The 24010-nt window shown below is 72.9% G+C and carries 20 protein-coding genes and 1 tRNA gene; 14 read left to right on the top strand and 7 right to left on the bottom strand.

Annotated features, from left to right (window positions below):
* Positions 1–119 precede the first annotated feature (119 nt).
* Positions 120–1451: an LAETG motif-containing sortase-dependent surface protein gene (locus ACGFSC_RS29605; RefSeq protein ID WP_359904129.1), complete on the top strand. Its 1332-nt coding sequence runs from the start codon at positions 120–122 to the stop codon at positions 1449–1451.
* A gap of 142 nt (positions 1452–1593) precedes the next feature.
* Here ACGFSC_RS29605 and ACGFSC_RS29600 read toward each other — a convergent pair whose 3' ends face one another.
* From ACGFSC_RS29600 to ACGFSC_RS29585, 4 genes are all read right to left on the bottom strand, one after another.
* Positions 1594–2880: an LLM class flavin-dependent oxidoreductase gene (locus ACGFSC_RS29600; protein WP_359915624.1), complete on the bottom strand. Its 1287-nt coding sequence runs from the start codon at positions 2878–2880 to the stop codon at positions 1594–1596.
* Complete coding sequence (locus ACGFSC_RS29595; protein ID WP_359915626.1) at positions 2877–3932, bottom strand: LLM class flavin-dependent oxidoreductase; 1056 nt, start codon at positions 3930–3932, stop codon at positions 2877–2879. The genes ACGFSC_RS29600 and ACGFSC_RS29595 overlap by 4 nt, the downstream gene beginning before the upstream one ends.
* Before the next feature lie 402 nt (positions 3933–4334).
* On the bottom strand, positions 4335–5612 hold the full coding sequence (locus ACGFSC_RS29590) for a PTS transporter subunit EIIC (protein ID WP_359915207.1): 1278 nt from the start codon (positions 5610–5612) through the stop codon (positions 4335–4337).
* 386 nt (positions 5613–5998) lie between these two features.
* On the bottom strand, positions 5999–7288 hold the full coding sequence (locus ACGFSC_RS29585; RefSeq protein WP_359915205.1) for a PTS transporter subunit EIIC: 1290 nt from the start codon (positions 7286–7288) through the stop codon (positions 5999–6001).
* A 402-nt stretch (positions 7289–7690) separates the two neighbouring features.
* On the opposite strand from ACGFSC_RS29585, the gene ACGFSC_RS29580 reads away from it, so the two are divergent.
* From ACGFSC_RS29580 to rdgB, 4 genes are all read left to right on the top strand, one after another.
* Positions 7691–7924 carry a glucose PTS transporter subunit EIIB gene (locus tag ACGFSC_RS29580; RefSeq protein ID WP_063349220.1) on the top strand — a complete coding sequence of 78 codons (234 nt, stop codon included), beginning with the start codon at positions 7691–7693 and terminating at the stop codon, positions 7922–7924.
* A gap of 140 nt (positions 7925–8064) precedes the next feature.
* Positions 8065–8790, top strand: a complete 726-nt coding sequence (rph, locus tag ACGFSC_RS29575) for a ribonuclease PH (protein ID WP_359915203.1) — start codon at positions 8065–8067, stop codon at positions 8788–8790.
* A gap of 247 nt (positions 8791–9037) precedes the next feature.
* Entirely contained in the window at positions 9038–9427 is a 390-nt protein-coding gene (locus ACGFSC_RS29570; RefSeq protein ID WP_359915201.1) for a hypothetical protein, read from the top strand.
* Positions 9428–9458: 31 nt separating this feature from the next.
* The gene (gene rdgB, locus ACGFSC_RS29565) at positions 9459–10064 is read left to right on the top strand and encodes an RdgB/HAM1 family non-canonical purine NTP pyrophosphatase (RefSeq protein ID WP_359915199.1); all 606 of its coding nucleotides are present in this window, start codon (positions 9459–9461) and stop codon (positions 10062–10064) included.
* Between the two features lie 73 nt (positions 10065–10137).
* Here the strand turns inward: rdgB and ACGFSC_RS29560 are convergent.
* Positions 10138–10221, bottom strand: a tRNA-Leu gene (locus ACGFSC_RS29560).
* Positions 10222–10769: 548 nt separating this feature from the next.
* Between ACGFSC_RS29560 and ACGFSC_RS29555 the strand changes: the two genes are divergently transcribed.
* Entirely contained in the window at positions 10770–13109 is a 2340-nt protein-coding gene (locus tag ACGFSC_RS29555; RefSeq protein WP_392864184.1) for a chitinase C-terminal domain-containing protein, read from the top strand.
* Between the two features lie 96 nt (positions 13110–13205).
* Here ACGFSC_RS29555 and bcp read toward each other — a convergent pair whose 3' ends face one another.
* Positions 13206–13679 carry a thioredoxin-dependent thiol peroxidase gene (gene bcp / locus ACGFSC_RS29550; protein ID WP_359915197.1) on the bottom strand — a complete coding sequence of 158 codons (474 nt, stop codon included), beginning with the start codon at positions 13677–13679 and terminating at the stop codon, positions 13206–13208.
* 166 nt (positions 13680–13845) lie between these two features.
* Between bcp and ACGFSC_RS29545 the strand changes: the two genes are divergently transcribed.
* From ACGFSC_RS29545 to ACGFSC_RS29535, 3 genes are all read left to right on the top strand, one after another.
* Complete coding sequence (locus ACGFSC_RS29545; RefSeq protein WP_359915195.1) at positions 13846–14187, top strand: DUF3618 domain-containing protein; 342 nt, start codon at positions 13846–13848, stop codon at positions 14185–14187.
* Positions 14188–14371: 184 nt separating this feature from the next.
* Positions 14372–14674 (top strand): co-chaperone GroES, encoded by a 303-nt coding sequence (locus ACGFSC_RS29540; RefSeq protein ID WP_049655715.1) that lies wholly within the window; start codon positions 14372–14374, stop codon positions 14672–14674.
* 139 nt (positions 14675–14813) lie between these two features.
* A complete protein-coding gene (locus ACGFSC_RS29535) occupies positions 14814–15995 on the top strand; it encodes a winged helix DNA-binding domain-containing protein (protein WP_359914276.1) in 1182 nt (393 codons plus the stop codon).
* A 30-nt stretch (positions 15996–16025) separates the two neighbouring features.
* On the opposite strand, the gene ACGFSC_RS29530 is transcribed toward ACGFSC_RS29535, so the two are convergent.
* Positions 16026–18365 (bottom strand): transglycosylase domain-containing protein, encoded by a 2340-nt coding sequence (locus tag ACGFSC_RS29530; RefSeq protein ID WP_359914279.1) that lies wholly within the window; start codon positions 18363–18365, stop codon positions 16026–16028.
* A gap of 224 nt (positions 18366–18589) precedes the next feature.
* On the opposite strand from ACGFSC_RS29530, the gene ACGFSC_RS29525 reads away from it, so the two are divergent.
* The 5 genes from ACGFSC_RS29525 (at position 18590) to ACGFSC_RS29505 (ending at position 24002) form a co-directional block, all read left to right on the top strand.
* Complete coding sequence (locus ACGFSC_RS29525; RefSeq protein WP_359914282.1) at positions 18590–19387, top strand: ABC-2 family transporter protein; 798 nt, start codon at positions 18590–18592, stop codon at positions 19385–19387.
* Positions 19380–20231, top strand: coding sequence for an ABC-2 family transporter protein (locus ACGFSC_RS29520; RefSeq protein ID WP_359914284.1), 852 nt, complete (start codon positions 19380–19382; stop codon positions 20229–20231). The genes ACGFSC_RS29525 and ACGFSC_RS29520 overlap by 8 nt, the downstream gene beginning before the upstream one ends.
* 52 nt (positions 20232–20283) lie before the next feature.
* On the top strand, positions 20284–21246 hold the full coding sequence (locus tag ACGFSC_RS29515; RefSeq protein ID WP_359914287.1) for an ATP-binding cassette domain-containing protein: 963 nt from the start codon (positions 20284–20286) through the stop codon (positions 21244–21246).
* A 156-nt stretch (positions 21247–21402) separates the two neighbouring features.
* The gene (locus ACGFSC_RS29510) at positions 21403–22704 is read left to right on the top strand and encodes a glycosyltransferase family 2 protein (RefSeq protein ID WP_359914290.1); all 1302 of its coding nucleotides are present in this window, start codon (positions 21403–21405) and stop codon (positions 22702–22704) included.
* A 2-nt stretch (positions 22705–22706) separates the two neighbouring features.
* Positions 22707–24002, top strand: coding sequence for a nucleotide sugar dehydrogenase (locus ACGFSC_RS29505; RefSeq protein ID WP_359914321.1), 1296 nt, complete (start codon positions 22707–22709; stop codon positions 24000–24002).
* Positions 24003–24010 lie beyond the last annotated feature (8 nt).

Here is a 24010-nt window from a genome sequence, read left to right as displayed (position 1 = left end):
GAAACGCCGCCGGAACGGTCGGCCCGTCGGGCGCGGCCGCGATCACACCACTCACCAGGCTTGCTTCGTGCTGCCCGGATCCGGCGTGCCGGTCCGGAGCGGAAATCCAGGGGGATCCCATGCGCAAGACCAACCGTGCCCTGAACCGGGCCCGCCGGCTCGTTCCGGCGGTCGCGCTGACCGCCGCGCTGGTGGGCGGCGGCGCCGTGACCGCGACCCCGGCGTTCGCCGCCGCCGGGCCGCTCAGCCTGACCGTGCACGCCCCGGCGGTGGTCGGCTTCGCGGGCGGGCCGGTCGAGTTCACCGAGCACATCGGCAACCCGGGGGACCAGGGCACGTCCGTCGTGCTGGACTTCGAGATCGAGAGCGACCTCGGGACGCCGCCGAACGCCCTGAGCCTCGACTACTTCAGCGACATGACCGGTGGCTGGCTGCCGGTGGACCTGAAGGCGCGCTCCGAGGGGAACCGGCTGGTCAACGCGGGCGGCACCGGCAAGGTGACGGTTCCGGCGGGCGGCACCGACGTCAGGCTCCGCCTCGGTGTTCCGATGGGCAAGCCGCACGACGGGGCCACCAACGGCGGCACCGGCCCGAACCTCGCCTTCCGCACCGCCGTCAAGGGCTGGTGGCAGGACTCCCCGGTCGAGCCGCCGCTCAACGACACCCACGTGATCAACGTGGAGGGGATCACCAACGGCGTGTCCGGGGTCCCGGCCACCGCCGTCGCGGGCGGGGCGCCCATCGAGTTCGACGCGGTGCTCAGGAACCCGACGCCGTCCGCCTACACCAACCTCGGCAACGTGCTGTTCACCGACCGGCACGCCAGGGTCGAGGTCCGCGGCGCCGACGGCACCTGGACCGTCCTGGCGCCGGTCACCACCGAGGCCGAGCCTCCGGCGGGCTTCTACCTGGACGGCCGCAACTCCTCTGCGGCCCCCGGGAGTTCGCAGACCAAGCGGGTCCGGGTCAGCTACCCGGCCGACATGCCGCAGGGCGCGACCGAGCTGAACCCCTGCGTGTTCGTCAACGAGGGCGACGGCACGCCCTTCCGCGGCACCACCATGTGCTCGCCCGGCGCCACCGTCCGGGTCGTCGCCCCGGAACCGAAGCCCACCACCACGCCCGCCCCGACCGGCACCCCGGAGAGCACCGGGACCCCGGCCCCGACCCCGTCCACCGGCTCCAACGGTTCGAAGCCGCAGCCGGGCGGCGACGCGCCCGCCGCCCAGCAGGCCGGCGACGTCACCAGGGCACCGGCCGCCCCGGCCGCTTCGGCGCCCGCCGCGCCCGCGGGCGACGCCCCGGCGGCCGGTGACCGGCCGGTGGGCGACCACCTGGCCTCCACCGGCGCCGACAGCGACCGGACCGGCCTGATCGCGGGCGTCGGAGCGCTGCTGGTGGGCGCCGGCGCGGGGGCCTTCTTCCTGGCCCGCCGCCGCCGCACCAGCTGACCGCCCGCCGTGCGCGGCCCGTCCGGGAGGCCCGGGCGAGCCGCGCACGGCCGTGTCACCGGCGTCGGTCACGGCCACCCGGTGGGCCACCCGGCTGCGGGAGGCCGGCCGGGTGGCCCACCGGGTGCCGGGCGACGGATCGTCAGCGCCGCCCGGGCGCCGGCAGTCCGAGGTGGTCCCGCAGGGTGGGGCCGGTGTAGTCGGTGCGGAACACCCCGCGCTCCTGGAGCAGCGGTACGACCCGGTCGACGAACTCGTCCAGCCCGCCCGGGGTGAGGTGCGGGACGAGGATGAAGCCGTCGGCCGCGTCGTTCTGCACGAAGTGGTCGATCTGCGCGGCGACGGTGGCGGGCGAGCCGATGAAGGACTGCCGGCCGGTCAGCTCGATCACCAGTTCGCGGCTGGTCAGCTTCTTCTCCGCGGCCACCGCCCGCCACCGTTCGGCGAGGGCCACCGGGTCGGCGTGCCGGACCCGCCCCTGGACCAGGCCGCTGTCCGGGTCGGGGTCGACGGTCGGCAGCGGTCCGTCGGGGTCGTGGTCGGACAGGTCGACGCCCCAGACCTGCTCCAGGAAGGCGATCGTGGTCTGCGGGCCGACCTGGGCCCGGCGGATCCCGTGGGCCCGTTCGGCCGCCTCGGCGTCGGTGTCGCCGAGGACGAAGGTGACCCCGGGCATGATCTTCAGCTCGTCCGGCTTGCGCCCGTACGCGGCGAGCCGGCGCTTGACGTCGGCGTGGAAGGCCTGGCCGTCGGCGAGGGTGGAGTGCCGGGAGAAGACCACGTCGGCGGTGGCGGCGGCGAACTCGCGCCCCTCGTCGGAGTCCCCGGCCTGGATCACCACCGGGTGGCCCTGCGGCGGCCGAGGCAGCGAGAGCCTGCCCTCGACCTCGAACTGCGGGCCGCGGTGCCGGGCGGGTTCGTCCTCGGCGTCCCAGAACTCCCGTGCCAGCTGGACGAATTCGGCGGCGCGGGTGTAGCGGTCGGCGCGGTCCAGGTAGCCGCCGCGGCGGAAGTTCTCCCCGGTGAAGGCGTCCGAGGAGGTGACCACGTTCCAGGCCGCGCGGCCGCCGGAGAGGTGGTCCAGCGAGGCGAAGCGGCGGGCCAGTTCGTACGGCTCGTTGAAGGTCGCGTTGACGGTGGCGGCCAGGCCGAGCCGTTCGGTGACGGCGGCGAGCGCGTTCAGCACGGTGATCGACTCGGGGCGGCCGACCACGTCGAGGTCGTGGATGAGGCCCTTGGTCTCGCGCAGCCGCAGGCCCTCGGCGAGGAAGAAGAAGTCGAACTTCCCGCGTTCGGCGGTCTGCGCGAGGTGGCGGAACGAGGAGAACTCGATGTGGCTGCCGGAGGCCGGGTCGCTCCACACCGTGGTGTTGTTGACGCCGGGGAAGTGCGCGGCCAGGTGGATCTGCTTGAGCGGTCGGTCCGTCATCGGGTCACCTCGGCGAGGGCGGGGGAAGCGGCGGGGGCGCCGGCGGGGCGGGCGGCGTAGCGGCTGGCCGGGCGGGCCAGGCCGAGGTGGTCGCGCAGGGTGCGGCCGGTGTACTCGGCGCGCAGCAGGCCCGCGGCGCGCAGGGCGGGGGCGATCCGGTCGGCCAGTGCCGCCAGGTCGCGCGGCGGGTCGGCGGGGGAGAGGTGGAAGCCGTCCACGCCGGTGCCGGTCGCGGTGAGTTCGGCGAGCAGCCGCTCGTCGGCGGCCCGGTCGGGCAGGGCGGACAGGGCGGTGTCGAGCCGGGCGAGGATGCGCAGGCCCTCCCCGGCGCGCAGCCGCAGTTCGGTGGCGGCGGTCAGCCTGGTGGCGCGGTCGGGGGCGTCGAGCAGCACGACGTCGGCGTGCCGGATCGCGGCGGCGGTCCGGGCCCGTCCGCCCGGGGAGGCGTCCGGCGCGAGGTCGGCGGCGGCGACCGGTACCGCGACCACCGGGCGGCCCTGCGGCGGGCGCGGGGTGATGGACGGGCCGCGGACCGAGAAGTGCGGGCCCTCGAAGTCGATGTAGTGCAGTTTGTCGCGGTCGATGAACCGCCCGGTCGCGGTGTCGCGGATCTCCGCGTCGTCCTCCCAGCTGTCCCAGAGCCGGGCGGCCACCTCGACGGCGTCGGCGGCCTCGGCCCACAGCTCGTCCTCGGCGGCGACCGGGCGGCGGCCGAAGGCCCGGGCCTCGGCCTCGGTCGTGGAGACGCCGACCAGCCAGCCGGCCCGGCCCTCGCTCGCCCAGTCCAGGGTGTTGACCGAGATCGAGGTGTGGAAGGGCTCGGTGTGGGTGGTGGTGACGGTCGGCACCAGTCCGACCCGGTCGGTCAGCGGGGCGATCCGGGCGAGGGCGGCGAGCGCGTCGGGGCGGCTCGGTGCGGCGGCGAAGGAGTCGTCGAGGGTGACGAAGTCCAGGGTGGCCCGCTCGGCGAGGCGGGCGAGGTAGGCGTAGTGCCCGGCGTCGAAGCGGCCGGGGCTGTCGAGGGCGGCGGACAGGTGCAACTGGCGGGGCATGGTGAGCCTGACTTCCTCGTGCGGACGCGTGCGGGCGCCGGCGCGGCCGTGCGGGGGAGCACGGGAGCGCGGGGGCACGCCGGAGCGCGGTGGCGGCCCGCGGGCGGAGCCCGTGCGGGCGGGGGGAAGGTCCGGCGCCGGGCGGGACGTCAGCCGGGCGGCGGCGGGGGAACGGTCAGCTCAGCCGCGACACGCCGCGGACCACACGCGACCGAAGTCGATGTGGCTGCGGGTGACCAGCGGGCACGAGGCGTTCACCGCTTCAGTTGACCAGGGCGTCCGTCGGTTCGTCAACCGCCGTTTCCGTCGGCCCGCGGTGCCCGGGCACGCCGAAGGCCCCGCCCCGCCGCTGGGGGAGCAGCGGCGGGGCGGGGCCTTCGGGGCGGGGCGGTGACGCGGGCGTCAGGCCTTGGTGACGTCCTCGATCTCGTCGTCGTCCTCGCGACCGGGGGTCTTGAGGTCGAACTTGGCGATCGCGAAGCGGAAGAGGAAGTAGTAGACCGCGGCGAAGACCAGGCCGATCGGGATGATCATCCACGGGTCGGTGGCCTTGTTCCAGGCCAGCGCGTAGTCGATCAGGCCGCCGGAGAAGGTGAAGCCGTCGTGCACGCCGAGTGCCCAGGTGACGGTCATCGAGACGGCGGTGAGCAGCGCGTGGATGACGTACAGGACCGGGGCGATGAAGACGAAGGCGAACTCGATCGGCTCGGTGACACCGGTGACGAAGGAGGTCAGGGCCAGCGAGACCATCATGCCGGTGACGGCCTTGCGGCGGTGCGGCTTGGCGGCGTGGGCGATGGCCAGCGCGGCGGCGGGCAGCGCGAACATCATGATCGGGTAGAAGCCCGACATGAACTGTCCGGCGGTCGGGTCGCCGGCGAAGAAGCGGGTCAGGTCGCCGTGCACGACGGTGCCGTCGGGCTTGGTGAAGTCACCGGTCTGGAACCAGGCGAAGGAGTTCACGAACTGGTGCATGCCGACCGGCAGCAGACCGCGGTTGACCAGGCCGAAGGCGCCCGCACCGAACGCGCCGGCACCGATCAGGCTGTCGTTCAGGCTCTTGACGGCGTCGCCGATCGGGCCCCAGGCCAGACCGAAGAAGACGCCGACGGCGGTGCCGACGAAGGCCATCATGATCGGGACCAGGCGGCGGCCGTTGAAGAAGCCGAGCCAGTCGACCAGCTTGGTGCGGTGGTACTTCTGCCACAGCACCGCGGCCAGCAGACCGATCACGATGCCGCCGAGCACGCCCGGGTCCTGGTAGACCGGCTTGATCCACTTGTCGCCGTCGACATGGCCCTCGGAGACCGGGAACGCGGTGAGGACGTTCTTGTAGACCAGGAAGCCGACCAGCGCGGCGAGGGCAGTGGAGCCGTCCGCCTTCTTGGCGAAGCCGATCGCGATGCCCACCGCGAAGAGCAGCGCCAGGTTGGAGAAGACGCCGTCGCCGGCGGTGGCGAAGACCGAGGCGACCTTGTTCCAGCCGAGGCCGTCCTTGCCGAACACGTCGTCCTGGCCGAGACGCATCAGCAGACCGGCGGCGGGGAGCACCGCGATGGGCAGCTGGAGGCTGCGGCCGATCTTCTGCAGACCCTGGAGGAGGTTCTGGCCGAACTTCTTGGCGGGGCTTGGCGTGGCCGGAGCCGTAGCGGGCGCCGGTGCCTGCTCAGACTGACTCATGGGGGTGGGTTCCTAACGGCATGGCGGTCGGTCGGGGGACGGCACAGGGGGCCAACCGCGAACTGGTCTACACCACACGTGGTGTAGACCAGTTTTGTAGCACGGGCGGAGAAGCCGAGGAACCCCGGAAAGCGGTGCAGCCGGGAAGCGCTATGAAATCGAAACCTACTTACCGAATGGCGATCATGGTATCCACCGCGATCGGTATTTTGGCCGACCGCGCAACAAAATCGATTTTGGCTAATCGCGCAACAAAAGCACAGCCTGCTCCGGTGGGCCCTGCCAGGCGCGTTGGGCCGGGGCGACCGGGCTTTCCGAAATGCCGAAGACCCCCGGACCGTCGGGTCCGGAGGCCATTGCGGGGATAACCCCGGTGATGCTCGGGCTCAGGCCTTGGTGACGTCCTCGACCTGGTCGTCGTCCTCCCGCCCGGGTGTTTTCAGGTTGAATTTGACGATGATGAACCGGAAGAGCGCGTAGTACACGGCGGCGAAGCAGAGGCCGATCGGGATGATCAGCCACGGTTTGGTGGCCAGTCCCCAGTTGATCGCGTAGTCGATCAGGCCGGCCGAGAAGCTGAACCCGTCGTGCACCCCGAGGCCCCAGGTCACCGCCATCGAGGCGCCGGTCAGCAGCGCGTGCACGGCGTACAGGGCGGGGGCGAGGTAGGCGAAGGAGTACTCGATCGGTTCGGTGACGCCCGTCACGAAGGAGGTCAGGCCGACCGAGAGCATCAGGCCGTAGATCTCCTTGCGCCGGTGCGGCTTCGCCGAGTGCGCCATCGCGAGGGCGGCGGCCGGCAGCGCGAACATCATGATCGGGAAGAAGCCGGACTGGAACTGGCCGGCGGTCGGGTCGCCCGCCAGGAAGCGCGGGATGTCGCCGTGCACGATCGTGCCGTCCGCCTTGACGAACTCGCCGAACTGGAACCAGACGAAGGTGTTCAGCAGCTGGTGCATGCCGATCAGCAGCAGGGCGCGGTTGAAGACGCCGAAGATGCCGGCGCCGGCCGCGCCCAGGTCGGCGAGGGTCTGCGAGAAGTCGTTCAGGCCGCGGCCGATCGGCGGCCAGACCCAGATCGCCACCACGGCGGTCAGCATGCCGACCAGGGCGGTGATCATCGGAACCAGGCGGCGGCCGTTGAAGAAGCCGAGCCAGTCGACCAGCCTGGTGCGGTGGAAGCGGACCCACAGCCAGGCCGACATCAGGCCGATCAGGATGCCGCCCAGCACGCCCGGGTTCTGGTACGTCGCGGCCGCCGCCTTCGCCGAGGTGTAGTCCACGCACTGGTCGCTGACCAGCACCGTCGGCGGCTGGCAGTGCTCCGGGAAGGCGTGCAGGACCCGGAAGTAGACCAGGAAGCCGACCACGGCGGCCAGCGCCGTCGAGCCGTCCGCCTTCTTCGCCATGCCGATCGCTACGCCGACGCAGAACAGCATCGGCAGGCCGAAGGCCGAGTCGAGCAGTGCGCCGCCCGCGGCGGCGAAGACCTTCGCGACGTCGTCCCAGCCCAGTCCGTCCTTGCCGAACACGTCCGGCTGGCCGAGCCGGTTGAGGATGCCCGCGGCGGGGAGCACCGCCACCGGGAGCTGCAGGGAGCGTCCCATCTTCTGGAGGCCGCCGTAGAAGGTGTGCCACCACGTGGTCTGCGGGGCCGTGGCGCCTGCCGAACTCATCCTTCGCCCTCCGGGTGCGGTTGCCGACCGGCGGGCCCCTGCGGGACCCTCGGGCGGGGCTCGGGAACACCCGGGGCCGTTACCGCGTTCCTCGGAGTACACATATATTGGTGTAGACCACTTGGAAGCAGGTCGTACTCCGGAGGCGCGAGCCCCGCTGATCGTCATCCTCGGGCGACGATCTGACGCCTGCCCGCCGGAATGGGCCAAAAGTGGACTAACGTGGCGGACCGGACCGGCACGGGTGATGCTGGTCGCGCTGCTCGCCGGCACGACCGCAGCCGAACCCGCGTCAGCCACCGGCACGGACCTCACCGCCCGGCGGTCGAGGGACACCCCAGCACCAGCGCAGGACGGCACCCGGCAGAGCCGCCGAAGGGCCGAGACAGAGGGAGAAACCAGATGGCCAGCAAGGCTGAGAAGATCGTCGCCGGTCTGGGCGGCATCGACAACATCGAAGAGGTCGAGGGCTGCATCACCCGCCTGCGCACCGAGGTCAAGGACGCCTCCCTGGTCAACGAGGCCGCCCTCAAGGCCGCCGGCGCCCACGGCGTCGTGAAGATGGGCACCGCGATCCAGGTCGTCATCGGCACCGACGCCGACCCGATCGCCGCCGACATCGAGGACATGATGTGAGCTGAGCCACCCGGGTTCAGCCCGCCCGGCCCGCCGACCCGCTCAGGGGGACGGCGGGCCGCGGCGCATCCCCGCCGGCTCCCGGACCGGCCCCCGCCGCTTCCCGGACCGGCCCCCCGGAGCGACTACGCTCAGTGCCTATGTCACGCATCGACGGCCGCACCCCCGAACAGCTCCGCCCGATCACCATCGAACGGGGCTGGAGCAAGCACGCCGAAGGCTCCGTCCTCATCTCCTACGGCGACACCAAGGTGCTGTGCACCGCCAGCGTCACCGAGGGCGTGCCCCGCTGGCGCAAGGGCAGCGGCGAGGGCTGGGTCACCGCCGAGTACTCCATGCTCCCGCGCGCCACCAACACCCGCGGCGACCGCGAGGCCGTCAAGGGCCGCATCGGCGGCCGCACCCACGAGATCAGCCGGCTGATCGGCCGTTCGCTGCGCGCCGTCGTGGACCACCGGGCGCTCGCCGAGAACACCATCGTCCTCGACTGCGACGTCCTCCAGGCCGACGGCGGCACCCGCACCGCCGCCATCACCGGCGCGTACGTCGCCCTGGTCGACGCCGTCGCCTGGGCCCGCGACAAGAAGCTGCTGCGCGCCAAGGGCCAGCCGATCACCGGCGGCGTCAGCGCCGTCAGCGTCGGCATCATCGACGGCGTCCCGATGCTCGACCTCCAGTACGAGGAGGACGTGCGCGCCGAGACCGACATGAACATCGTCTGCACCTCCGACGGCCGCTTCGTCGAGGTCCAGGGCACCGCCGAGGGCGCCCCCTTCGACCGCGAGCTGCTCGACCGGCTGCTCGACCTCGGCAGCCTCGGCTGCGCGGAGCTGGACGCGATCCAGCGCAAGGCCCTGGAGGGCTGAACCGGCGCGGGTCCCGCAGCCGTGGACCGGAGCGGACGCACGGTCAGCCCGCGGGCGCGGACGGCCGTTCGGACCGCGGTGCGGACACGCGTGCGGGCCGCGGGCGAACGGCCCGCCGAACCGGTCGGCCTGCTGTACAGGCCGGGCCCGGAGACCGTACGGTTCCCGCAGCACTCCCGCTGCGGGAACCGCGCACCTCCCGGCGCGCGTCCCCCATCACGGAACCCGCGCCCCACAGGAGGATCGGATGCCGTCGAGCATCGCCCGCCCCGCCGCCCTCGCCGTGGCCGGACTCATCGCGATCCTCCCGCTCAGCATGGTGAGCTGCTCCGCCGCGCAGAAGGCGCTCGACTGCGGCAACACCGCGGTGCGGATCACCGGCGACATCGCCGACGTCACCCAGGCCTACGACAACGCGAGCAACGACGCGGCCGCGGCGGGGAAGGCCCTGCAGAAGCTCAAGAACGACCTCGACCAGGTCGGGAAGAACTCCAAGAACACCGATGTCGCCAAGGCCGTGACCGATCTGCAGAAGCAGGTCGAGAACGTGCAGCGGGCCGCGGACCGCAACGAGGTCCCGGACCTCAAGCCGCTCGGCGCCGCGGCCGGCAACCTCACCTCGGTCTGCACCGGCTGATCGTCCCCGGCCCCTCGGTAGGGTGGGCGATATGTCCACCCGCCTGATTCTCGCCACCCGTAACCAGCACAAGGTCACCGAGCTCCGCGCCATCCTGGCGGACGCCGGCCTGGACGTCGAACTCGTCGGCGCCGACGCCTACCCGGAGATCCCGGACGTCCCCGAGACCGGGGTCACCTTTGCCGAGAACGCCCTGCTCAAGGCGCACGCCCTGGCCCGCGCCACCGGCCTGCCCGCCGTCGCCGACGACTCCGGCCTCTGCGTGGACGTGCTGAACGGCGCGCCCGGCATCTTCTCCGCCCGCTGGTCCGGCAAGCACGGCGACGACACCGCCAACCTCGACCTGCTGCTCGCCCAGCTCTCCGACATCGCCGAGCCGCACCGCGGCGCCCACTTCTTCTGCGCCGCCGCCCTCGCGCTCCCCGACGGCACCGAGCGCGTCGTCGAGGGCCGCCTCCTCGGCACCCTGCGCACCGCCCCGGCCGGCGACGGCGGCTTCGGCTACGACCCGATCCTCCAGCCGCTCGGCGAGACCCGCACCTGCGCCGAACTCACCCCGGCCGAGAAGAACGCCATCAGCCACCGCGGCAAGGCCTTCCGCGCCCTCGCCCCGGTCGTCAAGGACCTGCTGGCCTGACACTCCGTCCGGTGAACGCGTCGAAGGCCCGCCCCGGGATCACCTCGGGGCGGGCCTTCGATTTCAATGCCAGTGCGGCCTGAGGGACTCGAACCCTCACGGGATTTCTCCCATGGGCACCTAAAACCCAGGCGTCTGCCAATTCCGCCAAGGCCGCATGGCGACCAGTCTAGAGCTTCGTCGAGTGTGGGGACAGCGAGTTCGGCCGCCGCCCCGCCGGTGCCGCGTCCCGGTTCGGCGCCCGGTCCGGTCCCCGGTTCGGCGCCCGGTCCGGTCCCCGGTTCGGCGCCCGGTCCGGTCCCCGGTCCGGTCCCGGCCTCGTCCCGTTCGGGGGACGGCCGTGCGTCGGCCGCGCGCCGGTGCGGGCAGCTCGGCCGCCGGGTCGGCCGGCGCGCGCCGGGAGCGGGTTTCGGCCAGGGGGCTGACCGATTGTCGAGCGGCTCCGACCTGTGATGTTTGGCTTTTGATTACCAATTGGTACAGACCTATTGACCTATGTGGTTCAGACCACATAGCTTCTGCGCCAATTGCAATCCCCCACGTGCGTGCTCCCCCACAGGCACGCGCCGACACTCTCTCCTGGAGGACCGAGTGTTGATCCGAAACACGGCGGAGCGGCGTCCCACCGCCGCCCACCGCCGGAAGAGCCCGGCTGCCCGGGCCGGCGTGGCCTCGCTCGCCGCGGCCTCGCTGGCCGGACTGCTGATGGCGACGCTGGGTGCGGCGCCCTCGCAGGCGTCGGCGGCGGTCGACAACGCGGCCTGTCGGCCGGACGGCCTGTACCAGACCCCCGGGGTGGACGTCCCGTACTGCTCCGTCTACGACACCAGCGGGCGCGAGAAGATGGGCGCCGACCACCAGCGCCGCATCATCGGCTACTTCACCGGCTGGCGCACCGGCAAGAACGGCGACGCGCCGTACCTGGTGAACGACATCCCCTGGGACAAGGTCACCCACCTCAACTACGCCTTCGGCCACGTCGGCGGCGACAACAAGCTCTCGGTCGGAACCGACGGCCCGACCAACGAGGCCACCGGGATCTCCTTCCCCGGCGTCCCCGGTGCCGAGCTGGACCCGAGCCTGCCGTACAAGGGCCACTTCAACCTGCTGACGAAGTTCAAGAAGCAGTACCCGGCCGTCAAGACCCTGATCTCGGTGGGCGGTTGGACCGAGACCGGCGGCTACTTCGGGGACGACGGCAAGCGCGTCGACTCCGGCGGCTTCTACTCGATGACCGTCAACGCGGACGGCAGCGTCAACCAGGCCGGCATCGACACCTTCGCCGCCTCCTCGGTCGACTTCATCCGCAAGTACGGCTTCAACGGCGTCGACATCGACTACGAGTACCCGACCTCGATGAAGGACGCCGGCAACCCGCTGGACTGGCAGCTCGCCAACGCCAAGCGCGGCTCGCTGGCCAAGGGCTACGCGGCGCTGATGAAGACCCTGCGCGAGAACCTGGACAAGGCCGGCGCCGCCGACGGCAAGCACTACCTGCTGTCGGTCGCCGCCCCGTCCTCCGGCTACCTGCTGCGCGGCATGGAGACCTTCCAGGTGGCCAAGTACCTGGACTACGTCAACATCATGTCGTACGACCTGCACGGCGCCTGGAACAAGTACGTGGGCCCGAACGCCTCGCTGTTCGACGACGGCAAGGACGGCGAGCTGGCCGCCGCCAACGTCTACGGCACCGGGCAGTACGGCGGCATCGGCTACCTGAACGCCGACTGGTCGTACCACTACTTCCGCGGTTCGATGCCCGGCGGCCGGATCAACGTCGGCCTGCCGTACTACTCCCGCGGTTTCAAGAACGTGCAGGGCGGCACCAACGGCCTCTGGGGCACCGCCTCGGCGACCACCTGCCCGGCCGGCTCCGGCCTGACCGCCTGCGGTGACGGCGCGGTCGGCATCGACAACATCTGGAACGACAAGGACGACGCGGGCAAGGAGTCCCCGGCCGGGTCGAACCCGATGTGGCACGCCAAGAACCTGGAGAAGGGCATCCTGCCCGACTACCTGGCCAAGTACGGCGTGTCCGACACCGCGCTGCAGGGCACCTACACCCGCAACTACAGCTCCGCCCTGGTGGCGCCGTGGCTGTGGAACGACACCAAGAAGGTGTTCCTCTCCACCGAGGACGAGCAGTCGGTGGGCGCCAAGGCGGACTACATCGTCAACCAGGGCGCCGGCGGCGCGATGATCTGGGAGCTCGCGGGCGACTACAAGTGGGACGCCGCCGCCAACGGCGGCAAGGGCGAGTACGTCCCCGGTTCGACGCTGACCTCGCTGATGTACGACAAGTTCAAGTCGGCGGCCCCGTACGGCGCGATCCGCTCGACGACCGCGCTGCCGCAGCAGACCCTGCCGATCGACGTGTCGTTCACCAACTTCGCGCTGGGCGACTCGAACTACCCGATCAACCCGAAGCTGCACATCGTCAACAACTCGACGCTGACCCTGCCGGGCGGCACCGAGTTCCAGTTCGACTACGGCAACTCGGCCCCGGGCAACGCCAAGGACCAGTCCGGCTTCGGCCTCCAGGTCATCAAGCAGGACAACCCGGGCCCGGGCAACGTGGGCGGTCTGAAGGGCACCTACAACCGGGTGTCGGTCAAGCTGCCGGGCTGGCAGTCGCTGGCGCCGGGCGCCTCGATCGACATGGACTTCGTCTACTACCTGCCGGTGTCCACGCCCTCCAACTGGACGGTCAACGTGGGCGGCACGCTGTACGGGATCAAGGGCGACCTGACCCGCGGCGCGGTGGACGGCGGCACGCCGACCCCGACCCCGACCCCGTCGCAGACGGCCACCCCGACGCCGACCCCGACGCCCACCGCGACCGGGACGCAGACCCCGACCCCGACGCCGACCCCGACCTCGGGCGCCTGCACGGCCGCCCCGGGCTGGGACGCGGGCACCACCTACGCGACCCCCACCAAGGTCTCGTGGAAGGGCCACTACTACCAGAACAAGTGGTGGACCAAGGGCGACGACCCCGCGGCCAGCGGCTCGTGGGGCGTCTGGAGCGACCTCGGGACCTGCTGATCAAGCCGGTCCGCTGAGGTGAGGAACGGCGGTGGCGGTGCACCCGGTCGGGGGGTGTGCCGCCACCGCTTCGTCGTTCTCCCGTACCGCGGTCGGTCAGGCGCCGACCTTGAGGTCGCGCAGCAGCTTGGCGACGTGGCCGGTGGCCCGCACGTTGTAGAACGCGTGCTCCACCTTGCCCTGCTCGTCCACGACGATCGTGGAGCGGATCACGCCCAGGTAGGTGCGGCCGTAGTTCTGCTTCTCGCCGAAGGCGCCGTACGCCTCCAGCACCTCCTTGTCCGGGTCGGACAGCAGCGTGACCTTGAGGTTCTCGGCCTCGCGGAACCTGCCGAGCTTCTCCGGCTGGTCCGGGGAGATGCCGATGACGTCGTAGCCGGCGCCCGCGAAGACCTCCAGGTTGTCGGTGAAGTCGCAGGCCTGCTTGGTGCACCCGGGGGTCAGGGCGGCCGGGTAGAAGTAGACGATGACCTTGCGGCCGGCGTGGTCGGCGAGGGACACCTGGTTGCCGTCGGCGTCGGACAGGCTGAAGGCGGGCGCGGTGTCGCCGGGCTGGAGGCGCTCAGACACGGTCGTACTCTCCTGAAGGCTGGGACGGGCGGCTGTACCACGGCAAACTTACCTCCGATGGTGGGTGGGGCCGCGCGGCCGTGTTCGGCAGCTGACACACTGGGTCAGTCGCACCGATCGCACGGATCGGACGGAACGACATCGGCGAGTGAATGGGGTGGCCCGAGTGGGCGAGGCGAGCACGCAGGACAAGTCGGCGCGGACGACCGCCCAGATCGAGGCGGACATCGAGCGGACGCGTGACCGGCTGGCGGGGACCCTCGACGAGCTGGCCGTCCGCGTCCACCCGAGCACCATCTCCGCCCAGGTCAAGGCCAAGGCGGCGGCCGCCGTCGAGGAGCGGGCAGCCCGGGCGTACGTGGCCGCCAGCGGCGTGGTGGAGAAGGTCCGGGCGCAGTTCGTGGACGAGGAGGGGCAGCCGCGCCGGGAGCGGATCGTCCCGGCCGCGCTGGTCGGCGTGGGCCTGGTGCTGCTGGTCGCCTCGGCCCGCAAGCGCCGCAAGGGCTGAGCACCGCGGGACGGAGGGCCGGGCGCGCCGCGTGCCCGGCCTTCCGCGTACCGGGCCAGCGTCACGCCCCGCGCCCGGGGGAGGTACCTTCGGGACCGTGAGTACGAACGACGAAGCGACCCGCTCCGAGTACGCGCAGGAGCCCGCCCGCCACGACCGGCTCGGCGAGAAGCTGCCGATCCGGATGCTGCACGACCGCGTGCTGGTGCGCATCGAGGGCGGCGAGGGCGAGCGCCGCTCGACCGGCGGCATCCTGATCCCGGCCACGGCGGAGCTGTCCAAGCGCTGTACCTGGGCGGAGGCCGTCGCGGTGGGCCAGAGCGTGCGCTCGGTGGAACCGGGGGACCGGGTGCTGTACGACCCGGAGGACAAGCTGGAGGTGGAGGTCCGCGGCGCCACCTACGTGCTGCTGCGCGAGCGCGACCTGCACGCCGTCGCCGCGACCCGTTTCGGCGACACGGAGGGCTCGACCGGGCTGTACCTGTGACGGCCTGATCCGTCCGGTGCCCCGCGGTGCCCCGACACGGGTCGGGGCACCGCGCTTCCGGCACGGGCGGCGGGCCGGGCCGCCCGGGCCGCCCGGGCGTCGTCGGGGCCGCGCGGCGGACACGCGCTAGGGTCCCGGCATGGGTGTGCCGGTGATCGGGGATGCGGAGCGTCGGGCCAGGCTGGGGCGGCGGCAGTTGCTGGTGCCGTCGCTGCGGGCGGCGCGGGTGGAGGACGTGGCCGACGCGGTGGTCGGGCTGCACGCGACGGACGCGGCCACGGTGTACCTGTCGGCCTGCGCGCGACTGGCGGAGCCCTCGGCGGCGGAGGTGGACCGGGCGCTGTACGAGGACGTCTCGCTGGTGAAGCTGCTGTCGATGCGGCGGACGATCTTCGCGGTGACGGAGGGCCTCGCCCCGTACGTGAGTTCGGCGGCGGCGCGGGCGATCGCGGCGAAGGAGCGGGCGACGCTGCTGAAGCACCTGCGGGACTTCGCCGAGGGCTGGGACGAGGCCCGGCTGGCGGAGACGGAGCGCGAGGTGCTGGCCGCGCTGGCCGTCCGCGGCGAGGCGACGACCAGGGAACTCTCCGAGGACGTACCGCAGTTGCGCGAGACGATGCTGATGTCGGCGGGCAAGGCGTACGAGGCGAAGCAGAGCGTGGGCAGCCGCCTGCTGCGGCTGCTGGCCTCCGACGGGCACGTGCGCCGCTCACGCCCGCGCGGTTCGTGGCTGAGCAGCAGCTACCCGTGGGCGCCGGTGCCGCAGTGGCCGGAGGTGCCGGTGCGGGAGGCGAAGGCCGAGGTGGTGCGGCGCTGGCTGGCGGCGTACGGACCGGCGACGGTCGAGGACGTGAAGTGGTGGACGGGCTGGACGCTGGGGGACGTCCGCCGGGCGCTGGCCGATCTCGGGGCGCTGGACGTGGCGTTGGCCGGCGGGGCGCCGGCGCTGGCGCTGCCGGGGGACGAGGCGCCGGTGGCGGAGCCGGAGCCGTGGGCGGCGCTGCTGCCCGCGCTGGACCCGGCGGTGATGGGCTGGCGCGGGCGGGACTGGTACCTGCGGCCGGAGGACGTGCCGGCGCTGTTCGACCGGGCGGGCAACGCCGGGCCGACGGTGTGGTGGTGCGGCGAGGTGGTGGGCGGCTGGGCGCAGCGCCCGGACGGCGAGGTGGTGTGGCGGCTGTTCCGGGACGTCGGGGCGGCGGCGGAGCGGGCCGTCGCGGCACAGGCCGAGCGGCTGGCGGGCTGGCTGGGGGAGGTGCGGGTGACGCCGCGGTTCCGCACCCCGCTGGAGCGCGAACTGGTGGCCCGGGGCGCGTCCTGAAGCCTGTTCCGGAAGTCCGGGGACAAGGCTTCAGGGCGTGGGCGGGGCCGCCGGGCGGCTGGCGGGGCCGCCGGTGGCGCTGGGCGGGGCGGTGGGGCGGGTCGGCTGGACCTGGCTGGGCCTGGGGGTGGGGCTGGGCTGTTCCGGTTCCGTCGTGGGCTTGGGTGCCTGCGGGCTGGGGGTGATCGGGCCGGGAGCGGGTCGGCCGGTGGCGGCGGGGGTGCTGGGCTCGTGGCCGGGCGGTGTGCCGGGGGCCGGGCCGGTGTTGGCGGGTTCGCCGCCGGCGGCGGGGGCGGTGGTCGGGGTGGTGGCGCTGGGGGTGGTGCCGGCGGGGGCGGTGGGCCAGGGGGTGGCGGCGGGGGTGCCGTGTCCGGTCCTGAGGTCGAAGTCCTGGGTGGGGGTGCCGTCGAGGGCGGCGGCCATGTAGGCGGTCCAGATCCGGGTGGGGAAGGTGCCGCCGTTGATCCGGGTGAGTCCGGCGGTGCCGGCCAGCGGCTCCTTGGCGTGGGTCTTCGGGTTCTCCCGGAACAGGCCGACGGTGGTGGCGAGTTCGGGGGTGTAGCCGGCGAACCAGGCGGAGAGGTTGGAGTCGGTGGTGCCGGTCTTGCCGGCGGCGGGGCGGTTCAGGTCGAGGGCGGCGGCGCCGGTGCCGCGCGGGCTGACGACGTCGCGCAGCACGTCGGTGACGGAGTCGGCGGTCTCCCGGTCGAGGGCGTCGGTGGGGTCGTGTTCGGGCATCTTGGGGACGTCGACGGCGCCGCCGGGGTTGACGCGTTCGAGTTTGACGACGGACCAGGGGGTGCGGGCCCGGCCGTGGTCGGCGAGGGTGGCGTAGACGCCGGCCAGGTCGAGGGCGCTGGGGGTGGCGGTGCCGAGCGTCATCGAGGTGTTGGCCGGGTCCATGCCGCGGACGCTGTCGGGGATGCCGAGTTTGACGGCGGTCTCCCGGACGCGGGCGAGTCCGGCGTCGACGCCCTCCTGCGCGTACACGGAGTTGACGGACTTCACCATGGCGTAGCGCAGGGTGATGCTGCCGTAGTCGACGTCGTCCTCGTTGGGCGGCGCGTAGGGGGTGGGGCCGCCGGTGACGGGGCGTTCGCTGCTGCCGTCGTAGCGGGATTCGGTGGTGATCGGGACGCCGTCGAGGGTGTGCTGGGCGAGCAGGCCGGCGGCGAGGTCGATCGGTTTGAAGGTGGAGCCGATCTGGTTGTCCTGGCGCAGCGCGTCGTTGTAGGGCTGCTTGGCGTAGTCGGGGCCGCCGTAGACGGCGACGACCCGGCCGGTGGCGGGTTCGACGGAGGCGCCGGCGACCCGGACGTCGGTGTCGGTGGCGGGGCGGGCCCGGGGGTCGAGTTCGCCGGTGAGCCGGTCCTGGACGGCCTTGACGAAGGCGTCCTGCCGGGGCTTGTCGAAGGTGGTGGTGATGCGCCAGCCGCCGGCCTTGAGGGTGGCGGCGTCGAGGGTGCCGGAGGAGACGAGGTAGTCGTCGGCGACGCCGACCAGGTAGCCGGCCTGGCCGGCGAGGCCGGTGGCGGGCTGGGGGTCGATCGGGTCGGGGAAGGTGGTGGCGGCGCGGTCGGCGGGGGTGAGGAAGCCGAGCTGGACCATGCCGTCGAGGGTGTAGTTCCAGCGGGCGACGGCCTTCTCGCGGTTGGCGGGGGTGGCGGTCTTGACGTCGTAGAGGCTGGGGGCCTGGAGCAGGGAGGCGAGGTAGGCGCCCTGGGCGGGGGTGAGCGCGGAGACGTCGACGCCGTAGTAGGCGTGGGCGGCGCTCTGGATGCCGTAGGCGCCGCGGCCGAAGTAGCTGCTGTTGAGGTAGCCGGCGAGGATCTCGCGCTTGTCGCGCTGCTGGTCGACCTTGAGGGCGATGAGCAGTTCGCGGCCCTTGCGCTCGATGGTGCGGTCCTGGGTGAGGTAGTAGTTCTTGACGTACTGCTGGGTGATGGTGGAGCCGCCCTGCATGCCCTTGCCGAGCAGGGTGTTCCAGCCGGCCCGGAGCATGCCCTTCAGGTCGATCCCGCGGTTCTGGTAGAAGGTGCGGTCCTCGGCGGAGACGACGGCCTGCTGGGTCGGGAGCGGGATCTGGTCGATGGTGACGTCGGTGCGGTTGACGGCGCCGGTGCGGGCGATCTCGGTGGTGCCGTCGGCGTAGAGGTAGATGTTGTTCTGGGCGACGGCGTGGGCGTTGGGGTCGGGCACCGGGACGATGACGTAGAGCACGGCGAAGCCGCCGGCGGCGAGCAGGAACAGCAGGGTGAGGGTGCCGAGGGTGACCCGCCAGGTGGGCAGGAGCCGGCGCCAGAGCGGGAGGGCGCGGCGGGCCTCGCGGCGGGCGGCCCGTTTGGCCTGGCGGCGGGTGCTCAAGGTCATGCCGAGATTATCTGCTATTTGACGTCGGATCAGGCGGGGAAAACCGGGTGCGGGTGGTGCGGGCCGGAGGTACGGTGAAAGGTGCAAACCACATAGCGCACCCACTTCCGCAGCTCCGCCCGCCAGGCCCGGCACCCCCGGGTACGGCCGGTCGGAGCCGCTGGGGCGTGCGCGGATGTCGAGGGCAATCTCCCTCTGCCCATATTTGTCGACAAGGAGACAATATGCTCTACGCCGCCGTTGCCCGCGGCGCCTTCCGCCGCTACTCCACCTACCGGGCCGCCACCGTGGCCGGCACCTTCACCAACACCGTCTTCGGCATCATCCTGGCCTCCACCTTCCTCGCCCTCTGGCAGGCCCGCCCCGGCCTCGGAGGCTACGACCAGAGCCAGGCCGTCACCTACATCTGGGTCAGCCAGAGCCTGCTGGTCACCGTCGCGGTCTGGGGCGGCGGCTTCCAGGACGATCTCCAGGACCGCTTCCGCAGCGGCGACATCGCCGTCGACCTCTACCGCCCGGTCGACTTCCAGGCCTGGTGGCTGGCCTCCGACCTCGGCCGGGCCGGCTTCCAGGCGCTGGTGCGCGGCACCGTGCCGATACTGATCGGCGCGCTGGTGTTCCGCATCCGACTGCCCGAACACCCACAGACCTGGGCGTTCTTCCTGCTCTCGGTACTGCTGGCGGTCGTGGTCAGCTTCGGGCTGCGCTTCCTGGTCTCGATCACCGGCTTCTGGCTGCACGACTCGGAGGGCGTGCGCTCGGTGATGCTGGTGGTCTCGATGTTCTTCTCCGGGATGCTGCTGCCGGTCGCGCTGTTCCCCGGCCTGCTCGGCGACCTCGGCCGGGCGCTGCCCTGGTCGGCGCTGGTGAACGTCCCCACCGACGTCTTCCTGGAACGGACCGGCGGCACCGCCCTGTTCGGGGCGCTCGGCTTCCAGCTCGGCTGGGCGGTGGTGCTGCTCGCCGCCGGGCGGGGCGCCCAGTGGCTGGCCACCCGCAAGGTGGTGGTGCAGGGTGGCTGAGCAGCTCGTCGGGCTCCGCCGGGAGCCCCTCGCCGCCCGCACCGCCTGGGCGCTGCGCTCCTGGTGGCTCTGCGCCCGGATGTGGATGCGCTCGATGATGGCCTACCGGGCCTCCTTCGCGCTCAACCTGGCGGCGAGCCTGGTCACCCACTCCCTCGACTTCGCGGTGCTGGTGATCATGTTCCTGCACACCGACCGGCTCGGCGGCTGGAGCCTGCCGGAGATCGCCTTCCTGTACGCCACCGCCACCTTCTCGCTCGGCGTCGCCAACCTGCTGGTCGGCTCGGCCGACGGGCTCGGCGCGCGGATCCGCAGCGGCTCGCTGGACACCATGCTGATCCGGCCCGCGCCCGCGCTCTCCCAGCTGTGCGCCGAACGCTTCACGCTGCGCCGGCTCGGCCGCCCGCTCCAGGCCGTCGCGGTGCTGGTCTGGTCGCTGGCCGCCCTGGACGTCCACTGGACCTGGGACCGGGTGCTGCTGGTGCCCGCCCTGCTGCTCTGCGGCACCGTCATCTTCGGCGCGATCTACATCGGCGGCGCCACCGTCCAGTTCTGGTGGGGCGAGTCCAAGGAGATCCAGAACTCCTTCACCTACGGCGGCGCGACGCTGCTGCACTACCCGCCGACGATCTTCGCCAAGGAGCTGGTCGCCGGGGCGGTCTTCGGCGTTCCGCTGGCCTTCGTCAACTGGCTTCCCGCGCTGCGCATCCTCGACCGGCCCGACCCGCTCGGCCTGCCCACCGCCTTCCAGTTCGCCTCGCCGGTCGTCGCCGCGCTCTGCGTCCTCGCCGCCGGGCTCGCCTGGCGGGCCGGGCTGCGCGCCTACCGCGGCACCGGCAGCTGAACCCCTCCCACGAACCCTCCCGCCGAACCCTTCCCATTCCGAAGGAGCTCCCATGGCACTGATCGAACTCCACGACGTCCACCGCACCTTCACCGTACGCACCCGCACGGGCCGGTTCAGCCGGGCCAAACGCGAGGTCCGGGCGGTGGACGGGCTCGGCTTCACCGTCGAGGCCGGCGAGTGCGTCGGCTACATCGGGCCCAACGGGGCCGGCAAGTCCACCACCATCAAGATGCTCACCGGCATCCTCGTCCCCAGCTCCGGACGGCTGCGGGTGGCCGGCGTCGACCCGGCGCGCGAACGCGTCGCACTGGCCCGCCGGATCGGTGTCGTCTTCGGCCAGCGCACCACCCTCTGGTGGGACCTGCCCCTGCGCGACTCCTTCGAACTCGCCCGCCGGATCTACCGCATCCCCGACGCCCGGTACCGCGAGAACCTCGGCCGCTGCGTCGAACTGCTCGACCTCGGCGGACTGCTGGACACCCCGGTGCGCCAGCTCTCGCTCGGCCAGCGGATGCGCGGCGACCTCGCCGCGGCGCTGCTGCACGACCCCCAGGTGCTCTACCTGGACGAGCCGACCATCGGCCTGGACGTGGTCAGCAAGGGCCGGGTGCGGGAGTTCCTGCGCGAGGTCAACCGGGACCGGGGCACCACCGTGCTGCTCACCACCCACGACCTGACCGACATCGAGCAGCTCTGCGGCCGGGTGATGGTGATCGACCACGGCCGGGTGGTCTACGACGGCGGACTGGAGGGCCTGCACGCCACCGGCCGCAGCGAGCGGACGCTGGTGGTGGACCTCGCGCAGGAACTCGCGCACCCGGTCGAGGTGCCCGGGGCCCGGGTCACCAGGGTCGAGGGGCCGCGCCAGTGGCTGGCCTTCCCGGCCCAGGAGAGCGCCGCGCCGATCGTGGCGGCGGTCGCCGCGCGCTACCCCCTGGTGGACCTGTCGGTGCGCGAACCGGCCATCGAGGACGTGATCGCCCGGATGTACGCGGAGGTCGCGATCGGCTGACGGGACGGACGCGCGGCGGCCGGGGGCTCTCAGGCCGCCGCCCGGCCGTCGCACGCCAGTGCCACGACCGGGAGCGCGTTCGGTTCCCCGTCGCCGGTGCGGGTGATCATCGTGACCCCTGGCCTCCACCGTGAGTTGACCCGGCATCACTCGCCGATGCCGGAACCGGAGGCCCGCTCCCCGATGGCCGTACCCGACGTGACCGTGGTGGTCGCGGTCTACAACACCATGCCGTACCTCACCGCCTGCCTGGACTCGCTGGTCGGGCAGTCCCTGGCGCCGGGGCGGCTGGAGGTGGTGGCCGTGGACGACGGCTCCACGGACGGCGGCGGGGAGCTGCTGGACGAGTACGCCGCCCGCCACCCAGGGCTGTTCACGGTGCTGCACCAGCCCAACTCGGGCGGCCCGGCGGGACCGACCAACCGCGCCCTGGAGCTGGCCCGCGGCCGCTACGTGCTGTTCCTCGGCGCGGACGACCGGCTCGGCGAGGAGGCGCTGGAGCGGCTGGTCACGGCCGCCGACGCCTGGGGCTCGGACGTGGTGGTGCCCAAGCAGATCGGGGTGAACGGGCGGCTGGTCCCGCAGGGGATCTTCCACGCCGACGCCGAGTCCGTGGACTTCACCGACTCCGCGCTGGCCTGGGCGCTGGCCGACACCAAGCTGTTCCGGCTCGACCTCCTCCGGCGCCACGGGCTGCGCCGCGACGAGCGGTTGAAGGTCTTCTCGGACCAGCCGTTCACCCTGGAGGCCTGCCTGCGGGCGGCCCGGGTGTCCGTCCTCGCCTCCTACGACTGCTACTTCCTGGTGCTGCGCGAGGACCGGGGCAACGTCACCGAGCGGGCCGGGGCGCTGGACCGGCTGCGCGGGATCGCCGCGCTGCAGCAGGTGGCGGCGGAACTGGCCGAGCCCGGAGAGGAGTTGGACGCCATCCGGGCCCGCAGCTTCGGCTGGGACGTGCCGCGCCTGCTGCAGGAGGGCTTCCTGCTGCTGGCCGAGGACGTTCAGGAGCGGGTGTGCGTCGAGGCCGCGCGGCTGGTCGAGCGGTTCGGCGCCCGCGAGGTGTACCACCGGCTGCCGCCCGCCGAGCGGGTGCGGCTCGAACTCGCCTGCGCGGTACGGCCGGAGGCGCTGCGCGACCACATCCGCTACGAGGCGGCGCACGGCGATCCACCCGCGGTGGTGGACGGCGGGCGGCGGTACGCGGGCTTCCCGGCGTTCCGGGACGCCCGGCTCGGCCTGCCGGACGAGCTGTTCCTGCTGCCGGAGGAGGCGACCGGGGCGGCCGCCGGGAAGGCGGCCCCGGAAGCGGCCTCGGAGGCGGTAGGGAAGGCCGCCCCGCGGCTCGACCTCGCCCGGCAGCTGTGGCGCGGGCTCGTCCCGGAACAGCTGCGGCGCCGGCTGCGGCGCCACCCGGCGTGGCGCCGGCTGGCCGACTCGGTGAACGGAGGACGGGGATGAGCCTGGACGTCTGCGTGGTCGGCCTGGGCAAGCTGGGCCTGCCGCTGGCGGTGCAGTTCGCGCTGAAGGGCCACCGGGTGACCGGTGCGGACACCGCCCCCGGCGTGGTGGAGAGCGTCAACCGGGGCGTGCCGCCGTTCCCCCGGGAGGCGGGCCTGGACCAGGCGCTCAAGCGGGTCGTCGCCGAGGGCCTGCTGCGGGCCACCGCCGACACCACGGCCGCGGTGGCCCGGGCCGAGGCCGTCGTACTGGTCGTCCCGCTGGTCACCGCCGCCGACGGCAGCCCGGACTTCGCCCTGCTCGACGCGGCCACCGACGCCGTCGCGGCCGGGCTGCGCCGGGGCACCCTGGTCAGCTACGAGACCACCCTGCCGGTCGGCACCACCCGGGAGCGCTGGGCGCCCCGGCTGACGTCCCGGTCGGGGCTCGCTGCCGGGAGGGACTTCGCGCTGGTGTTCAGCCCGGAGCGGGTGCGCACCGGACGGGTCTTCGCCGACCTGCGGCGCTACCCGAAGCTGGTCGGCGGCCTGGACGCGTCCTCCACCCGGCGCGGCGCCGAGTTCTACCGGGCGGTGCTGGACTTCGACCCGCGCCCGGACCTGCCCCGGCCCAACGGCGTCTGGGAACTGGCCTCGGCGGAGGCGGCCGAGTTCAGCAAGCTCGCCGAGACCACGTACCGGGACGTCAACATCGCGCTGGCCAACCAGTTCGCCCGGTACGCGGACGAGGTCGGGGTGGACTTCGCGGAGATCGCCGACGCCTGCAACTCGCAGCCGTACAGCCACCTGCACCGGCCGGGCATCGCGGTCGGCGGGCACTGCATCCCGGTGTACCCGCGGCTCTACCTGTGGAACGACCCGGGCGCGACGGTGGTCCGGGCGGCGCGCGAGGCCAACCTGGCGGTTCCGGGGTACGCGGTGGGCGTGCTGGCGGGGGCGGTGCCGGGCGGGATCGCCGGGCAGGGCGTGCTGGTGCTCGGCGCGTCGTACCGGGGCGGGGTCAAGGAGACGGCGTACTCCGGGGTGTTCCCGCTGGTCGAGGCGGTGCGGTCGGCGGGTGCGCGGCCGTACGTCAGCGACCCGCTGTACGAGGCGGAGGAGTTGGCGGCGCTCGGGCTGCCGCCGTACGGCGGGGAGCCGGTGGTGGCGGCGGTGCTGCAGGCCGACCACCCGGAGTACCGGGACCTGACGCCGGCGGACCTGCCGGGGGTGCGGGTGCTGCTGGACGGGCGGCGGTGCACGGACCCGAAGCGCTGGGCGGGCGCGGAGGTGCGGCGGATGGTGCTGGGCGGGGCGTGAGGCCCGGC

Source organism: Kitasatospora sp. NPDC048715, assembly GCF_043198905.1.
In the GTDB taxonomy this organism is placed as follows: domain Bacteria; phylum Actinomycetota; class Actinomycetes; order Streptomycetales; family Streptomycetaceae; genus Kitasatospora; species Kitasatospora lactacystinica.
This window is presented reverse-complemented; position numbering and strand designations above follow the sequence as displayed.

Excerpts from the sequence above, each read along its gene's own strand:
- ACGFSC_RS29605 (WP_359904129.1), top strand. The coding sequence starts at position 120 with ATGCGCAAGACCAACCGTGCCCTGAACCGGGCCCGCCGGCTCGTTCCG.
- ACGFSC_RS29600 (WP_359915624.1), bottom strand. The coding sequence starts at position 2,880 with ATGACGGACCGACCGCTCAAGCAGATCCACCTGGCCGCGCACTTCCCC.
- ACGFSC_RS29595 (WP_359915626.1), bottom strand. The coding sequence starts at position 3,932 with ATGCCCCGCCAGTTGCACCTGTCCGCCGCCCTCGACAGCCCCGGCCGC.
- ACGFSC_RS29590 (WP_359915207.1), bottom strand. The coding sequence starts at position 5,612 with ATGAGTCAGTCTGAGCAGGCACCGGCGCCCGCTACGGCTCCGGCCACG.
- ACGFSC_RS29585 (WP_359915205.1), bottom strand. The coding sequence starts at position 7,288 with ATGAGTTCGGCAGGCGCCACGGCCCCGCAGACCACGTGGTGGCACACC.
- ACGFSC_RS29580 (WP_063349220.1), top strand. The coding sequence starts at position 7,691 with ATGGCCAGCAAGGCTGAGAAGATCGTCGCCGGTCTGGGCGGCATCGAC.
- rph (WP_359915203.1), top strand. The coding sequence starts at position 8,065 with ATGTCACGCATCGACGGCCGCACCCCCGAACAGCTCCGCCCGATCACC.
- ACGFSC_RS29570 (WP_359915201.1), top strand. The coding sequence starts at position 9,038 with ATGCCGTCGAGCATCGCCCGCCCCGCCGCCCTCGCCGTGGCCGGACTC.
- rdgB (WP_359915199.1), top strand. The coding sequence starts at position 9,459 with ATGTCCACCCGCCTGATTCTCGCCACCCGTAACCAGCACAAGGTCACC.
- ACGFSC_RS29555 (WP_392864184.1), top strand. The coding sequence starts at position 10,770 with ATGGCGACGCTGGGTGCGGCGCCCTCGCAGGCGTCGGCGGCGGTCGAC.
- ACGFSC_RS29540 (WP_049655715.1), top strand. The coding sequence starts at position 14,372 with ATGCTGCACGACCGCGTGCTGGTGCGCATCGAGGGCGGCGAGGGCGAG.
- ACGFSC_RS29535 (WP_359914276.1), top strand. The coding sequence starts at position 14,814 with ATGGGTGTGCCGGTGATCGGGGATGCGGAGCGTCGGGCCAGGCTGGGG.
- ACGFSC_RS29530 (WP_359914279.1), bottom strand. The coding sequence starts at position 18,365 with ATGACCTTGAGCACCCGCCGCCAGGCCAAACGGGCCGCCCGCCGCGAG.
- ACGFSC_RS29525 (WP_359914282.1), top strand. The coding sequence starts at position 18,590 with ATGCTCTACGCCGCCGTTGCCCGCGGCGCCTTCCGCCGCTACTCCACC.
- ACGFSC_RS29515 (WP_359914287.1), top strand. The coding sequence starts at position 20,284 with ATGGCACTGATCGAACTCCACGACGTCCACCGCACCTTCACCGTACGC.
- ACGFSC_RS29510 (WP_359914290.1), top strand. The coding sequence starts at position 21,403 with ATGCCGGAACCGGAGGCCCGCTCCCCGATGGCCGTACCCGACGTGACC.